Below are 15,277 nucleotides of genomic sequence, written 5' to 3' on the forward strand. Positions count from 1 at the left end.
CGGAGGCTCTGTCCGGCGTGAAACTTGCAATCCTCCTCCTGCGGCGCAGGGCGATCAGCAGCCTTCCGGTGCTGCTGATCGTGGTGATCTTCACCTTTTTCCTGCTCGAATCCGCCTCGGGCGATGCCGTCGATGCCTATCTCGGCTCGATCGGCGGCGGCGATGCGGCGCTCAGGCAGTCGCTGCGTGAGAGCTACGGTCTCGACCACTCCATGCTGGCGCGCCTCTGGCTTTATCTCTCCTCGCTGGCGCGGCTCGATCTCGGCTGGTCGGTCGCCTTCGACCGGCCCGTCGGCGCGCTTATCGCCGAGCGCCTGCCCAATACGCTGCTGTTAATGGGCAGCGCTACGGCGCTGTCCTTCGGCTTCGGCTCGGCGCTCGGCATCCTTGCGGGCGCGCGGCCGGGGTCCGTGCGCGACCGGATGCTGTCGATCGGTTCGCTGATCGTCTACGCCATCCCGAGTTTCTGGCTCGGCCTCGTCCTCAGCATCGCCTTTTCGGTGAAGCTGCGCTGGTTTCCGATCGCCGGTATCGAGACGATCGCTTCGGGAAAAACCGGTTTTTCCCGCGCGCTCGACATATCAGACCATCTGGTTCTGCCGGTTGGTGCGCTCGCCCTGATCTATCTCGCCCTGTTCCTGCGGGTGATGCGGGCCGGCATGGGGCAGGTGTGGAGACTAGATTTCGTCCTCTTTGCCCGCGCCAAAGGCCTGTCGCGCAGCCGCATCGTGCTGCGCCATGTCGCGCGCAATGCGCTGCTGCCGCTCGTCACCATGCTCGGGCTGCAATCGGCGGCCATGCTCGGCGGCAGCGTGGTGATCGAGAGTGTCTTTGCGGTCCCCGGCTTCGGGCGCCTGGCGCAGGAAGCGGTCAACGGCCGCGACGCGCCGCTGTTGATGGGGATCATCCTCACCAGCGCCGTGCTTGTCATTGCGGTCAATTTCCTCGTCGATCTCGTCTATGCCGGGCTCGACCCGCGCATCGGCGCTTCGGAGGGTGGTGCATGAGCCGTCTCCGGCGCATCCTCAGCACACCGGAAGGAGTGATCGGGCTTGCGATCCTTGTCATCCTGCTTCTGTTCGGGCTGCTTGCCCCCATCGTCTCGCCGGGCGATCCACTCAGGATCGCCGGCCGGGCGCTGCTGCCGCCCTTCACCGATCCGGCCTTTCCGCTCGGCACCGACCGGCTGGGCCGCGACGTGCTCGCCGGCCTCCTATATGGCGCGCGCACCTCGCTTGCCGTGGGCCTTGCGGCGGCCTTTTCGGCGATGATCCTCGGCGTCTGTGTCGGCATGGTCGCCGGTTTTGCCGGCGGGATCGTCGATGAGGCGCTGATGCGGGTGGTCGACGCCTTCCAGATCGTGCCGGCCTTCCTGCTTGCCCTCGCCTTCGTCAGCACCATCGGCGTCTCGACATCGGTCGTGGTGCTTGCCATCGCGCTTGGCGCCTGGGCCGATCCGGCGCGGCTGACACGGGCGCAGGTGCTTTCCATTCGCGAACAGGATTACGTCGCCTCGGCAAGGGTGATCGGCATGCATCCCGCGGAAATCGCCTTCCGGGAAATCCTGCCGAATGCGCTGCCGCCGGTGCTGGCGCTTTCCGCCACCATCGTCGCCGGCGCGATCCTGACCGAGGCCGCGCTGTCCTTCCTTGGCCTCGGCAATCCGAATATCGCCACCTGGGGTTCGATGATCGCCGAGGGCCGCAGTGTGCTGCGCTCGGCTGCCTATCTCTCCGTCATCCCGGGCGCAGCACTTGCCGTGACCGTGCTCGGCGTCCATCTGTTCAGCGAAGGTCTTGGTAAGGCGCTTGGCAATGACGGCGGGAGGGCGGCATGAGCGGCATCTTCTGCAGCGTCCGGCAGCTTTCGGTCACCTATGGGCGCGGCAAAAACAATGCTGCTGCCGCGCTCGACGGTATCGATCTCGATATCGCCGTCGGCGAAAGGTTGGCAGTCATCGGCGAAAGCGGCTCCGGCAAGAGCACGCTTGCCCGCGCGCTCGCCGGCCTGCTGCCCGAGGGAACGGAAGTCGCCGGCGAGATGGTCTGGCCCGCCCTCGGCCACCCGCCCCGCCCGGGGCGCGATTTCGGTTTCGTCTTCCAGGATCCCGGCACGAGCCTCAATCCCGTCCTGACGGTCGGCGAGCAGATTGCCGAGGGCGCCAGGCGTCATCTCGGCGCCAGCTGGAAACATGCCTCTCTCAGAGCCGAAGAACTGCTCGAACGGGTGCGCATACCACAGCCCGGCAAGGCGATGCGGGCCTTTCCGCATCAGCTTTCCGGCGGCCAGCGCCAGCGGGTGGCGATCGCAGCAGCAATCGCTGCCAAGCCTGCGCTGCTGATCGCCGACGAGGCGACGAGCGCCCTCGATGTCGTCGTCCAGGCCGAGATCGTCCACCTGCTCGACGGGCTGGTGCGCGAGGACGGCATGACGCTGCTGTTCATCACCCACGATATCGCGCTCGCTTCCGCCTTCGTCGACCGGATCGCCGTTTTCCGCGATGCACGCCTCGTCGAGGCCGGTCCCGTCCGTTCGGTGGTTTCGGCGCCCGAAAGCAGCTATACCGCGGCCCTCATTGCCAGCCATCGCGACCTGGCGACACCACCGCTGATTTCAGAGGTAGCGCCGTGAGCCCGCTGCTTTCCATCGAAAACATCTCGAAAGGCTTTTCGTCGTCGGGCCGCCGGGTTGTCGCCCTCGACAATGTGTCGCTGGCGATCGCAGCTGGCGAAACGCTCGGTCTGGTCGGCGCCTCCGGCAGCGGAAAATCGACATTGTCGCGCATCCTGCTGCGGCTTCTCTCCTGTGATGCCGGTGCGATCCGTTTCGAGGGAGAGGATTGGCTGACGCTGAAAGGTGCTGCCCTGCGCCGCAGGCGCGCGCGCCTGCAGATGGTGTTCCAGGATCCGCTGGCCGCCTTCAACCCGCTGGCGAATGTCGGCTCGGTGCTCGACGATCCCTTGCGCATCCACGGCATCGTGTCGAAAGACCGGCGTGCCGGCGAGATCGCAATGCTTCTCGAACGTGTCGGCCTCACCGCCGATCACGCCGCCCGGCCGGTCCGCGCGCTTTCCGGCGGCCAGCGTCAGCGCGTGGCGATTGCCCGGGCGATCGCGACAAGGCCGTCGCTGCTGGTGCTCGACGAGGCGGTCTCGGCGCTCGACGTCACCGTGCGCGGCCGGATCCTCGAACTTCTGGTCGATCTGCAGAAGCAACAGGGCATTGCCTGTCTGTTCATTTCGCACGATCTTGCCGTGGTCCGCGCCGTCTCCCACCGCATCGCCGTCATGGATGGTGGCCGGATCGTCGAGACCGGTCCGGCGGCGACAGTCGTTGCAGCGCCGCAATCCGAGGCCGCCCGCGCGCTTGTTGCCGCCGTCCCTCGTCTGGTGACCGATCCGTCCTGAAGGAGAAGCCCATGTCCGATCTTGGTTGGAATCCCCTGCACGGCGTGCCCTCCTATCCTGCGGAGCGCTATGTCGTCCTCGCCGACAGGATCGGCAGCATCTTGCGCAGCCGCAGCGACGTCGTGCTGGTGCAGGCCGAGGCGGTAGTGGCGCTCGAAGCCGTCGCGGTCAGCCTTGCGCGCCCCGGCCTTTCCGCCCTCAACATCGTCACCAGTCCCTATGGCGGTTGGTTCGGGCAATGGCTGCGGCGGGGTGGTGCAGCGGTCCAGGATATCGTTGCCGAACCCGGCCTGCCGATCGAGATCGAAGCAGTCGCCCGGGCGCTCGAGGCCGGTTCCGAGATCGATGTGCTGGCTGTGGTTCACGCGGAATCGGCGAGCGGCATTCTGAACCCGCTGCCGGAGATCCTGGCGCTGGCGCGCACCCGCGGCATCGTCACTGTCGTCGATGCGGTCGCCTCGGTCGGCGGCCATCGGCTCGACGTCGAGCATCTCGGCATCGACATCGCAGTGATCGGCCCGCAGAAGGCGCTCGGCGGACCGGCCGGCGTGTCGGCGCTTTCGCTCAGCCCTCGCGCCTGGGATCTGATCCTGAGCGACGGCGCCCCGCGCGATTCAATCCTGTCGCTGGCCGACCTCAGAACATGGGTCGATGGCGGCCGGCGGGCTCTGCCGGGAACGCCGGCACCATTGGAATTCTTCGCGCTGGAGGCCGCACTCGACCGCATCGAGGCCGAAGGCCTGGAGAATGTCGTTACCCGCCATGCGCTGGCTGCATCGGCGACACGGGCGGGACTAGCCGCGCTCGGCGCTTCGGCTCGGGTTTCGGCAGCAAAGGCCTCGAACCTGGTGACCGCGGTGCCGGTGCCGGAGGGCTTGGCGCCGGCTGCGCTGATCGCAGCCGCCGGACGGCTGGGAGTGGAGTTGACCGAAGGTGTCGGAACCACGCCGGCCGGCCTCGTGCGGCTGAACCACACAGGCCCGCGCGCCTCGTTCCATACGGTGCTCTCGAATGTCGTGGCCTATGGCGCGGCTCTCAGGCAGGCCGGCCATCCCTCAGATATCGCCGCCGCCGCGGAGGCGGTATCCGTGGTTTACAGCCGCTGAGAGAATGCGGTCGGAATCGGCAAGGCGGCAGGGGACCGCCCGGCGTGGATGGCCAGGCGGTCCGGCCTTGGATTACGCCGTCTGCCGGGTGCGCCAGCTGTCGGCATAGGCCTCGCGGGCGTCACGCGCGTAAGGGACCGGCGCGACCTTGACCCGGATCTCGATCTGCTTGTGACGTTCGACGGTGGTCTTCCGGGTTCCACCATCCGGTTCGCCCCAAACGAGGGTCAGCACATCACCGACCTGTACGTCCGGCTCGACGGTGCCGAGCGAAAGCATGGTGCGTTCGTTGTGGCTGTAGCCTGAGAACATCGACAGGCCGATCGTCCTGCCGTTCTTCATCACCTGGTCGTAGCTCGATGAAGCGTAGTTCGACAGCGGCAGGTCGATATATTTATAATTATCGCCGGAAGGGTCGAACAGCGATTGGAAGACTTTGGCGACATCGTCCTGGTTCCAGGCGAATGTCACCTTCTTGCGATGCGGCTTGTCGGCGATCTTTTCCAGCGCGGTGCGGCCGATGAAGTCGTGATCGAATTTGACGAACGGGCCGTAGCCGAGTTCGTACGGGGTCAGGTAATAATCCTCGATATTGTCGGAGACGAAGCTGCCGCCGATCGAGCCGGTTGCTTCATAGCTATCGGCGCCCAGCCATTCGCGGAAGGGTTTCATGCGCTCGTCGGTATAGACTGCCGGCAGCGGCGAGGGAATCCAGCCGGATTCCAGCGTGTTTGTCGCATAGGCACGGGCGCCGACCTGGCGCAGGCCAAATTCCTCACCGGCTTCCAGGATGACGTTGCGGATCTCGTCCCCTTCTTCATAGGGCCCGAAAATCTCCAGGCCAGGAGCGCCCGACATGCCGTGGCGCAGCGTGCGCACACGGCGCCCGCCGATGTTCATCGTGTCCATATTGAAGAACTTGACGTCGGCGAGGGGGCCACCATTGACCTTTTCGAGGATCTTCCAGGCGTTCGGCCCCTGTATTTGGTAGCGGTAGCGCCGGCGCACGACTGGTTTGCCGCCCGGTCGCGACGGCGAACGGTCGTCGCGGTCGAGCCTCACGTCGTAGCCGCCGGTCCGTCCGTGGAATTCCACCCAGTTGATCGTCGGCGCGCGGCCGACGATCAGATACTGGTTTTCGGCCAGATGGAAGAGAATGACATCGCCGATGACATGGCCGCTATGACTGACCGGCACGAACTGCTTGGCGCGGTTGACCGGGAAATTGGCGAAACTGTTGATGCCCAGATAGGAGATGAGCTTCAGCGCATCCGGCCCCTCGATCATCAGTTCGGCCATATGATGCGACTGGTCGAAGAGCACGGCGGTTTCGCGCCAGGCGCGCTGTTCGTCGCGCCAGTTGCTGAATTCCGGCGGCACGACGGGATAGATATAGGCGCCGATCGGCGAATTGCGGAGCATATTCACCGTGTTGCCGACGGCGCTCAGCTTCTGCTCCAGGCTCTGTTTCGTCATGATATTCCTCCCATTGAACGAAGATGATGGTCGAGGCCTTGCGGCCGGTTTCAGTCAGAGGCTTCCTGCTGCTCTGCCCAGCGGATGGATTGGGCCGGATCGCCGAAGGTGAAGAAATGCGCGCCGCCGATGCCGAGATCCGGTTCGGCGGCCTGCGCTGCGGCGATATCGATCAGCAGCTCTTCCGGCGTTTCACCCGAAAGCACGTTGCGGGCGATCTCGCTTCTTTCGCGCAGCGCCCGCAAGGATGCGCCGACGCCGCAGCGAAGCGCGTATTTGAGAAGCTTCGTGCGGCTGGCCGGTCCGGCGATGCCGACCCTGAGCGGCGCCGCCACGCCCCGTTCGCGCAGCCGCCGCGCAAAGCTGAGGAGCGGCTGCGGATCGAACAGGAACTGGCTCACCAATAACACATCGAGCCCGGCACGGGCAGCCGCATCGACCTTTGCGGTCAGCGCGGTGTCGAGCACGGCGCCGGCGATCCGCGGATGCCCTTCCGGGTAGCAGGCGATGGCGATGCGGCCGACGCCATATGTCTGGAAGAGCCCGGTTTCGATCAGGTCCAGCGCGGAGCCGAAGGCCCCGGCGGCATCGTCCCGATCGCCGCCGAGGACGAGCGCGTGGCGGACGCCGGCCTCCTCGGACAGCCGGGCGAGCATGGTGTCAAGTTCCAGGCGGTTGCGGATATTGCGGGCGACGATATGGGGAACCGGCACGAAGCCGGCGTCTCTCAAACCCGCCGCGGCCCTGACCAGAAGCCCGATATCCTCCTTTGGAAGATGGGCGATGAAGACCTCGGAGCCCGGACGCAGGGTCGCGGTCATGCTCTGCAGCGACGAGAGGTCGCGCGACGTCACCTCGATGGAATAATGCGAAAGAAGGTCGGCAAGAGGTGCCTTCTCCCTGATCTCGCTTTGCGGCGCAATTGTCACAAGCTTCTCTCCTCATCCTGCACGCACTCTGTATACAGAGATAGGCCGAAAATTACGCTGTCAGCAAGTGGCATAACATATATCGTGGAAAATTCACTAATGATGACCATATAGATAACTTTTTAGTTATATATTGATATGTAGACGCTTATGAAATAAGCGCTTGACACGAGACGGTATACATATCGTACTCCATTTGGAGGGCGGGATTTCGTCCGCGACGCGTGACGGCCCAGCGCCGGAATAGGGATGAGAAATGGCCGCGGAAAAGGGAAGCGTGGATCGCAAGCGCGACAGCCAGGCCTTGAAAGGCCTTCTCGGCGTGCGGGATCTCGTGCTCGGCGGCGGTGTCTCGCCGGGCGAGCGTCTGTCGGAGGTCTGGCTCGCCGAAAAGCTCGGCATTTCGCGCACACCGCTGCGCGCGGCCCTTGCCCGTCTCGAACAGGAAGGCCTGCTCGAGCAGATCCCCTCCGGCGGTTATGCCGTGCGCGGTTTCACCACGGCGGATGTTTTCGACGCCATCGAGTTGCGTGGCGTGCTTGAAGGCACGGCGGCGCGTCTCGCCGCCGAACGCGGCGTCACGCCTGCCAAGCTCAAGGCGATCAAGGGACTGGTGCTCGAGCTCGACAAATGCTTTCGCGATCGGCCGGAGGACATGCTGTTTGCCCAGTATGTCGAGCTCAATGCGGAATTCCATTCCATGCTCGCCGGTCTTGCCGGCAGCGAGACCATGCGGCGCGAGGTGGAACGGGCGGCACAGCTGCCATTCGCCTCGCCGAGCGCCTTTCTGGAGAAGCAGGAGGATGTGCTCGCCTTCCGCCTGTCGCTGGTGCATGCGCAGCGTCAGCACCGCGACATCGTTGCGGCGATCGAGATGCGCGAAGGCACTCGCGCCGAGGCGCTGACGCGGGAACATGCGCGCCTCGCGCGGCACAATCTGGAATTCGTCATGGAAGAGGATCGCAGCCTGATCACCCGCGTTCCGGGACTGACACTGATATCGACGTGAGACGCGGCCGGTGGCCAAGCCGCCAGCCGGACTCGGCCGGACGAGAATGTCGCAACTCCGATGAGAGCCCGTCTTCGGCCCTTGATAATCACGGCTCGTCAAGGCAGGAGAGTAGCATCGCGGAGATCGGAAGAAGATGACGAGATTGCTGGACGCGCAGGGCCTGGAGATTTCGCATGAGGGGCATCGCACCCGCCTGAAATGGCACCGGCTGCGCAAGCGATTTGCCGATCCGCTGTTCTCGGCCGACGTGATGGCGGAGGGTTTTGCAGCCGGCGCCTCGATGGAACTCGATATGCGGGTGCGCGCCGATGGCGGTTTCGTCGTGCTGCACGATGAGGAGCTCGACGGAGAAACGACGGGACATGGGCCGATCGCCGAAAAGAGCCTCGGCGACCTCGGCGATATCAGGATGAAGGAGGGCGACCGGCCGCTGATCCTCAGCGAGGATCTCGCCGCCATGATGCAATCGACGCATCCTGCCGCCTTGCTGCAATTCGACATGAAGGACGATTATGAAGCGATCGGCGCGAAGGGCATCGCGCACCTTACCGCGCATTTCCGCGATATCGCCGCCTCTGTGATCGTCAGCGCCGGCAGTCTCGACCTCATCGTCGCCGTCAAGGAGAAGCTGCCGCATCTCCTGCGCGGCATCGATCCCACAGACAAGCTCTACGGTATCAGGCAGGCGAGCGGCTGGAAGGCCGTCGAGCTTGCATTGCGCGCCGACCTGCGCGGCCCGACCGAACCGGACACGATCTATCTCCACTGGCCGCTGATCCTTGAGGCTGCCAAGGGAGGTCTCGACATGATCGCGCTCTGCCAGGACGAAGGCAAGCGCGTCGATGCCTGGACGTTTACCCTCAAGGATCCCGAGGCCGGTTTCAGCGACGAGGAATGGCGAAACTTCCAGGCGCTGATGGCCCTGAAGCCGGATCAGGTCACCACCGACGAGGCGCCGGCGACCGAACGTGCCTGGGATCGGCGCATGGCTGGTTAACCGCGGGCGTCGGCGCCTGATTCCGAAAGGTATAGGCGGCTTTCGACGCGTTTTAGTTCTTTGTTTTGATGCACGTCGTTATCCCGGAACCGCGCCACGCTTCCGGGCGACCTGCATTATTTCAGGGCTTGCCGCATGTCTTGCACAATTTGCATCATTTTAAACTTCTGATGTTATCCCCATCCGACAGTCAAACGTTGGTGCTCGATATGCAAGTTGTTGATACTGTAGCAATTACTCAACAAGCAAATCCCAGCTTACAGGAAGCATGGCACCTCGGGTGCACGGGCCGTTCGATCGAGGCACTCGCACTGGCCGGCGAAATTCTTGCCGATGCCAGGGCGCGGGGCGACGATCGGCTCGCCGCTCAATGCGATACCGACATTGCCTGGTACTGTTTTCAAACCGGCAAGGCCGAACTCGGGCTGACACATGTCCGCCGGGCGGTTGACTTCTGGAAATCGACCGGGGAACCCAATGAGGAAGCCTATGCCCGGGCCTATTTCGGATGGTTGCTACTGGAATTGGGCCTGCCTGAGGAAGCAATCGAAGAGGCCACTCGTGCGCTGGATCTCGCCGACAGGACCGCGGATCCGAAAGCGCAAAGCCTCGCCACCAACGTCATTGGCATTATCTTCTGGTACAACAAGCAGCCCGACCGGGCCATCCTGATGAGCGAGCGCTCCGTCGAGCTTGCCAGATCGATCGGCGACAAGACCTATGAATGCTGGTGGCTCGTCAATCTCGGCGGCGCCCATTCGGAAGGCGGATATATTGCCCAAGCACTCGGCCAGACGGAAGAAGGACGCCGGCTGCTGACGAGAGCGCTTGAGCTGACCGATGAGGCGCTGGATCTGGCAATCGAGATCGGCGACAGCTGGGCGGCGCGCATCTGCCTCGGCAACAATGCCGATTATTACAGTCACCTCGGCGAGCATGAGAAGGCGCTCCAGTGCATGGAGCGCTACCAGCTGTTTCAGGAAAACAGCTATGTCAGGGACAGGCAGCAGTATCTCTACACCCTGGGCCAGATCTACAATAGTTACGGAAAATTCGAAGAAGCCCGGTCGCTGCTGCTCGAGGCAATGGCATTGATCAGCGAGGGTGGCAGTTTCGATTCCTACATTCAGATCTATTTTTACCTGTCGCAGGCGCATGAAGGGCTGGGACAGTTCGATCTGGCGCTGGAGGCGCATAAGAAATACCACCAGGCATATTTGCAGAACAGCGCCGAGAGGACCCAGCAGCGCGCACGCCTGGCCGAAATCTACTATGAAACCAAGCGGCTCAAGGAAGTTGCCGAAACCGAGTCAAAGCGCGCCGATACGCTGGAGGCCTCCTATCAGAAACTGCAGGAGGAAACCGATATCCTTGCCAGTGCCGTCTATCTGGACGCGCTGACCGGGCTCTATAACCGCAAATATCTCGACAGCCGCTTCAAGGAATTGACGTCCGAGAAGCGTCCCTATTCCATCGCCATGCTTGACGTCGATCACTTCAAATCGGTCAACGACAACTTCTCTCACATGATCGGCGACCAGGTTCTGAGCGCCATCGGGACGATTCTGCGCAACCAGCTCAGGATTACCGACCAGGCGATCCGCTTCGGCGGCGAGGAGTTCGTCGTCCTGCTGGCCGGCTCTCCCCGAGGGGCCGCCGATGTCTGCGAGAGACTGCGTGCGGCCGTCGAGCAATGGGACTGGTCGGAGATCTGCAACGGGCTGCGCGTCACGATCAGCATCGGCGTTGCCGGCACGCTGTCTGCCAATTCTCCGAGCGAGATTTTAGCGATCGCCGACCAGAACCTCTACACGGCGAAAAAGACCGGTCGCAATCGCGTTGCTGCGTAGCGCTGCAAGCTTTGGTGCAACTTGCACTATAGTCCCTCGATGTCGAGGATGAAGGCGAATTCAGCGGCAAGCCCCGGCGAGTGGGCGATGACCGGTCCGCCATTGGCAAGCAGTCTGTCGACATCAGGCATCGCCACCGTGGCGCCGGCCTCTTCGGCGATCAGCGCGCCGGCGAGCATGTCCCAGGCATTGAGATGGCGTTCGTAGTAGAGATCGGCCGCGCCCTCCGCGACGCGAACGAGGTCGATCGCCGCCGCGCCTGTGCGGCGATAGTCCATGCCGCGTTCGTGGAGCCGCTTGGAGAGCGCCAGATGGTCGTCGAAGCTGGTCTTGCGGGAATGGCCGAGAATGACCAGCGCACTGGCCGGGTCGGTGGTTGCGGCCGCATGGATCGGCAGCCCGTCCTTGAAGGCGCCGCCGCCGCGGACGGCGTGAAAGACCTTGTCCTCGGTGGCATCGTAGACCACGCCGATCTCGATCCTGCCGCCGGCGACGAAGGCGATCGAGACGGCCCAATGCCGGAAGCCCCTGATATAGTTGGTCGTGCCGTCGATCGGATCGACGACCCAGGTGCCGCCCTCGCCCGATCGCCCGCCACTCTCTTCGCCCATGAACGTATCGCCCGGAAAATGTGAAAGCAGCCCGTCGCGGATCGCCTGTTCGGCCTGCCTGTCGGCGATGGTGACGAAATCCTGCAATCCCTTGTTCTCGACGGCCAGCGTGCCGGGGTTCGAGCTGCGCCGGAACCGGGCCGCTTCCCGTCCGGTCTCGAGGGCGACTGAGATTGCGACCTCCGCCCGGGTGCGGATGGCGGCGGCATCGAATGCGGAAGTCATCAGGCAGTCCTTCTTCGTATCAGTGTCACCGGCGTGAATTCGACGCGCGCCGTCAGGTCCGGTTCGGCAATTCGGCTCATCAGCAGGTCGACCGTCTGTTCGGCCTGGATGTCGCAGGGTTGGCGGATGGTCGTGAGGTCGTAGGCGGTCCAGGCTGCCTGGGGAATGTCGTCATGGCCGATAATGGGGAGCGGCGGCGCATCGTCGCGGCTGCGGCCCTGCATGAGCCGGTCGACCACGCCGCAGGCCATGTAATCATTGGCGCAGAACAAGCCGTCGATGCCGGATGCGGCAAACTCGCCGGCCGCATCGTAGCCGCTCTTGTAGTCGTTGATCCTGATCTGCAGCAGCTGCGCCTCGACGCCCAACTGCTTGCAGCGCGCGATGAAGGCCTCGCTGCGCCGGCGCGCCGTATAGGATATGGCGGGAGCGGCCATCACGGCGGGCTTTCGCGCGCCGCCGTCGATCAGATGGGCGGCGGCGAGATAGCCGGCCATGCGGTCGTCGGAGATGATGCGGTCGACGAAAGGGATATCGTTGCCCTTGTTGATCAATACGATCGGCACGCCCTCGGCCGCGCATTGCTCGCAGATCTCGGTCGGCGGCGCGTCCGACGTAACGATGACGCCGGAGACGGCATAGTGCAGCAACTGGCCGATGACCGTCGAGGTGTCCGCCTCCTGCGAGGTCGGCAGCAGGATGGGGCGGAAATTGCGGGCGATCAGCACTCTCGCCAGGTTCTCGATCTGTAGCGTCCGGAACGGGTTGTCGAGGCCGGCGGCAACCACGCCGACGAGATCGGAACGTTTGTTGGTGAGGCTTCTGGCAAGATAGTTCACCCGGTAGCCGAGATCCTTGGCGGCCTGGAAGACCTTCTCGCGCGTCTTCGGCGAGACGCTGGCATCCGGCGTGAAGGCGCGCGACACGGCGGCGCGCGACACGCCGGCCACACGCGCCACGTCGAAGGAGGTTACCTTGCGCGGTCCCTTATCCCTGTCTGCCAACTACCTTTTCCCTCTCTGTCGACGGTCGCATCAGATCCGGAAGATCCGTGCAGATGCCGAGGACCGGAAGCTTCATGATGTCGTCGAGAATGCTCCGCCGTTCCTCGTGCCAGAGCACGACCTCGCGGCCCGCCTCGAAGGCGCGCCGCATCAAGCCCTCGGTTACCAGATCCTGCGGCCGCTCGCCTGCCCTTTCCCAGCAGAGATGCAATATATCGGCGCCGGCCTCGTCACCCAGCGCATGCGGATCGTGGCCGACACGGATCAGCACCGAAAGCGGGAAGTCGCAGCCGGCGTCGCGGAGTTCACGCACCTGCACTGTGTCGAAGGAGCCGAGGCAGGCGAAACGCTGGTTCATTTCGGCAAGATGGCGCCAGCAGAGCAAGCCGGTTCCGGGTGCCTTGAGCTCGACATAGAGACCGGTGCCGGTCTCGCGGCCGAGAGCGGCGACCTCCGAAAAAGGCGGCACGTCGACACCGTCAAGGGCGGCAAGTTCGGCGGCCGTCATCTCGGAAATGCGGCGGTCGATGCCGAAGACGCGCTCGAGATGGTCATCATGCGAAACCACGACGACGCCGTCTTTGGTCAGTTGCGTGTCGAGTTCCCACATTTCCGCGCCAAGATCGGCTGCGCGCCGGAAAGCGGCGATCGTGTTTTCGCGCTCGTGGCCGCTGGCGCCGCGATGGCCGATGCAGAAGGGAAGCCGGCCCTTGGCCGTCGGCCAGCCGTAACGCTCGAAAAATGCCTGGAAATCGCGAGCCATCAGAGCCTCCTGCCATTTTCGTCGAAGACGAAGACGCCACGGCTGTCGATCGCCCAACGGACATCATCGCCGACATGGATATCGTTGCGCACCGGCTGGATCGAGCGCAGCAGCGGCCCGCCGGCCAGAGCCACGTCGTAGAGGTTCTCGCGCCCTTGCGTTTCGGCGAAGGTGACCTTGCCGGACACGGTGACGTCGCCTGCCGGGGTGAAATGCTCCGGCCGGACGCCGAGCATCAGCTTCGTACCCTCGGCGGCACCGACGGTATCAGGCAAAGGCACGCGGATTTCGCTTTCCGGGATTCTAAAGGCGCCCTTGTCGACGACGCCGCGCAGGAAAGTGATCGGCGGATTGCCGAGGAAACCGGCGACGAAGGCGGTCTTCGGATCATTGTACATTTCGGCCGGCGTGGCGATCTGGACGATCTCGCCTTCCTTCATGATGGCGATGCGGTCGCACATGCTCATCGCCTCAACCTGGTCATGGGTGACGAGAATGGCGGTGATGCCTGTCTCGCGCTGCAGGCGGCGGATTTCCGAGCGCATTTCGAGACGCAGCTTGGCATCGAGATTGGCGAGCGGTTCGTCGAGCAGCAGCACATCCGGCTTGCGGATCAGCGCGCGCGCCAGCGCCACGCGCTGCTGCTGGCCGCCGGAAAGCTGCGCCGGCCGTCGTTCGATGAGATTGTCGATATGGACAAGTGCGGCAATGCGCTCGACCTCCTTGCGGATGTCTGAGGCCGGCACGCCCTTCACCTTCAGGGGAAAAGCGATGTTTTCAGCGACGGTCATATGCGGGTAGAGCGCGTAGGACTGGAAGACGACGCCGACATTGCGGGCCTGGCTCGGCAGGTCGGTGACGTCGCGGTCGCCGAAGAGGATGCGCCCGCTGGTCGGCCGGTGAATGCCGCAGACCGCAAAAAGTGTTGTCGATTTGCCGCAGCCGGAAGGGCCGAGCAGCGCCAGCATCTCGCCGTCGCCGACTTCGAGCTGCATGTTTTCGATGACCTTGGTGGAGCCGAAGCTCTTCGAGAAATTGTCGAGGAGAATGCGCATCAGCCTTTGCTCCCGCCGCCGTAGATGTTCATGAGATATTTGTTGAAGAGCGCGTAGGCAATCAGCACTGGAACGAGATAGAACAGGCCGACCGCCTTGAACATATTGAAATCGTAATTGTTGTCGTCAAACAGGAAACCCGCGAGATAGACCGACAGCACCTGCACGTCGTTGCCCGGCGCCAGCACCTGCGGCAGGATGAACTCGCCCCAGCCGGCGAGGAAGGAAAACAGCGCGAGCGCCATGATGCCTGGCTTGACCTGCGGCAGCACGAGGCTGCGCCAGACGCGGAAACGCGAGGCGCCGTCGACGACGCCGGCCATTTCGATTTCCCAGGGCACGGTGTCGTAGAAACCCTTCATCAGCCAGATGCCGAGCGGCAGGTCGATCGCCGCCTTCACCAGAATGACGCCGATCAGCGAATTGTAGAGGCCGATCATCTGCAGCACGATGAAGATGGCGATGATCAGCGTCACCGACGGGAAGGCATGCAGCACCATGACGCCGGCAAGGAAGAAACCGCGCGCCGGCACGTTGAGCCGTGACAGCACGTAGCCGGCCATCGACGAGACGATGAGCACCAGGCTGGTGGTGCAGGCCGAAAACAGCAGCGTATTCAGCGTCACATGCCAGATATTCGCCTTACCAGGCGTCGTCTGCCACAGGAAGCGCCAGTGATTGAGCGTCAAGCCGGAGGGCAGCAGCGCATCCGGCTGTTTCACCGTCACGGTGTCGAGGAAGAGGTAAAGATACATCAGGAGCAGCGGCAGGCTTACAATGGTCAGCGCCGTGATGACGGGCCAGCTGCGATAATTTGCCGAGGGCTGCGATTGTTCGGCCAT

At 63.7% G+C, this 15,277-nt stretch carries 15 protein-coding genes; 8 read left to right on the forward strand and 7 right to left on the reverse strand.

All coding sequences use genetic code 11. The features are described from left to right. Positions 1–17: 17 nt before the first annotated feature. From AMK05_RS25345 to AMK05_RS25365, 5 genes are read left to right on the forward strand one after another with little or no spacing between them, the layout of a single operon-like run. Positions 18–1,007, forward strand: a complete 990-nt coding sequence (locus AMK05_RS25345) for an ABC transporter permease (protein ID WP_064842137.1) — start codon at positions 18–20, stop codon at positions 1,005–1,007. Further along, positions 1,004–1,837 carry an ABC transporter permease gene (locus AMK05_RS25350; protein ID WP_064842139.1) on the forward strand — a complete coding sequence of 278 codons (834 nt, stop codon included), beginning with the start codon at positions 1,004–1,006 and terminating at the stop codon, positions 1,835–1,837. Before AMK05_RS25345 ends, AMK05_RS25350 begins: the two co-directional genes overlap by 4 nt. Further along, on the forward strand, positions 1,834–2,631 hold the full coding sequence (locus tag AMK05_RS25355; protein ID WP_064842142.1) for an ABC transporter ATP-binding protein: 798 nt from the start codon (positions 1,834–1,836) through the stop codon (positions 2,629–2,631). The genes AMK05_RS25350 and AMK05_RS25355 overlap by 4 nt, the downstream gene beginning before the upstream one ends. Beyond that, positions 2,628–3,407: an ABC transporter ATP-binding protein gene (locus AMK05_RS25360; protein ID WP_064842144.1), complete on the forward strand. Its 780-nt coding sequence runs from the start codon at positions 2,628–2,630 to the stop codon at positions 3,405–3,407. The genes AMK05_RS25355 and AMK05_RS25360 overlap by 4 nt, the downstream gene beginning before the upstream one ends. Before the next feature lie 11 nt (positions 3,408–3,418). Beyond that, positions 3,419–4,513, forward strand: a complete 1,095-nt coding sequence (locus AMK05_RS25365; RefSeq protein ID WP_064842146.1) for an aminotransferase class V-fold PLP-dependent enzyme — start codon at positions 3,419–3,421, stop codon at positions 4,511–4,513. 72 nt (positions 4,514–4,585) lie between these two features. Here AMK05_RS25365 and ligM read toward each other — a convergent pair whose 3' ends face one another. Together ligM and AMK05_RS25375 are read right to left on the reverse strand one after the other, a co-directional pair. After that, on the reverse strand, positions 4,586–5,989 hold the full coding sequence (gene ligM / locus AMK05_RS25370; protein ID WP_064842148.1) for a vanillate/3-O-methylgallate O-demethylase: 1,404 nt from the start codon (positions 5,987–5,989) through the stop codon (positions 4,586–4,588). Between the two features lie 50 nt (positions 5,990–6,039). Next, positions 6,040–6,918, reverse strand: coding sequence for a methylenetetrahydrofolate reductase (locus AMK05_RS25375; protein WP_064842150.1), 879 nt, complete (start codon positions 6,916–6,918; stop codon positions 6,040–6,042). Between the two features lie 256 nt (positions 6,919–7,174). Here AMK05_RS25375 and AMK05_RS25380 point away from each other — a divergent pair, with 256 nt between their 5' ends. The 3 genes from AMK05_RS25380 (at position 7,175) to AMK05_RS25390 (ending at position 10,777) form a co-directional block, all read left to right on the forward strand. Then, on the forward strand, positions 7,175–7,927 hold the full coding sequence (locus AMK05_RS25380) for a GntR family transcriptional regulator (protein WP_064842153.1): 753 nt from the start codon (positions 7,175–7,177) through the stop codon (positions 7,925–7,927). Between the two features lie 136 nt (positions 7,928–8,063). Beyond that, on the forward strand, positions 8,064–8,927 hold the full coding sequence (locus AMK05_RS25385) for a glycerophosphodiester phosphodiesterase (protein ID WP_064842155.1): 864 nt from the start codon (positions 8,064–8,066) through the stop codon (positions 8,925–8,927). Positions 8,928–9,136: 209 nt separating this feature from the next. Continuing rightward, entirely contained in the window at positions 9,137–10,777 is a 1,641-nt protein-coding gene (locus tag AMK05_RS25390; RefSeq protein WP_171899856.1) for a GGDEF domain-containing protein, read from the forward strand. Positions 10,778–10,803: 26 nt separating this feature from the next. Here the strand turns inward: AMK05_RS25390 and AMK05_RS25395 are convergent, their stop codons facing one another. The 5 genes from AMK05_RS25395 to AMK05_RS25415 are packed head-to-tail and all read right to left on the reverse strand — an operon-like array spanning position 10,804 to position 15,277. Then, positions 10,804–11,613: an inositol monophosphatase family protein gene (locus tag AMK05_RS25395; protein WP_064842157.1), complete on the reverse strand. Its 810-nt coding sequence runs from the start codon at positions 11,611–11,613 to the stop codon at positions 10,804–10,806. Then, positions 11,613–12,617, reverse strand: coding sequence for a LacI family DNA-binding transcriptional regulator (locus tag AMK05_RS25400; protein ID WP_064842159.1), 1,005 nt, complete (start codon positions 12,615–12,617; stop codon positions 11,613–11,615). Before AMK05_RS25400 ends, AMK05_RS25395 begins: the two co-directional genes overlap by 1 nt. Next, entirely contained in the window at positions 12,601–13,380 is a 780-nt protein-coding gene (locus AMK05_RS25405) for a glycerophosphodiester phosphodiesterase (RefSeq protein WP_064842161.1), read from the reverse strand. The genes AMK05_RS25400 and AMK05_RS25405 overlap by 17 nt, the downstream gene beginning before the upstream one ends. After that, complete coding sequence (locus AMK05_RS25410; RefSeq protein WP_064842163.1) at positions 13,380–14,435, reverse strand: ABC transporter ATP-binding protein; 1,056 nt, start codon at positions 14,433–14,435, stop codon at positions 13,380–13,382. The genes AMK05_RS25405 and AMK05_RS25410 overlap by 1 nt, the downstream gene beginning before the upstream one ends. Continuing rightward, the gene (locus tag AMK05_RS25415; protein WP_064842165.1) at positions 14,435–15,277 is read right to left on the reverse strand and encodes a carbohydrate ABC transporter permease; all 843 of its coding nucleotides are present in this window, start codon (positions 15,275–15,277) and stop codon (positions 14,435–14,437) included. The genes AMK05_RS25410 and AMK05_RS25415 overlap by 1 nt, the downstream gene beginning before the upstream one ends.

It is taken from the genome of Rhizobium sp. N324 (assembly GCF_001664485.1).
Classification (GTDB): domain Bacteria; phylum Pseudomonadota; class Alphaproteobacteria; order Rhizobiales; family Rhizobiaceae; genus Rhizobium.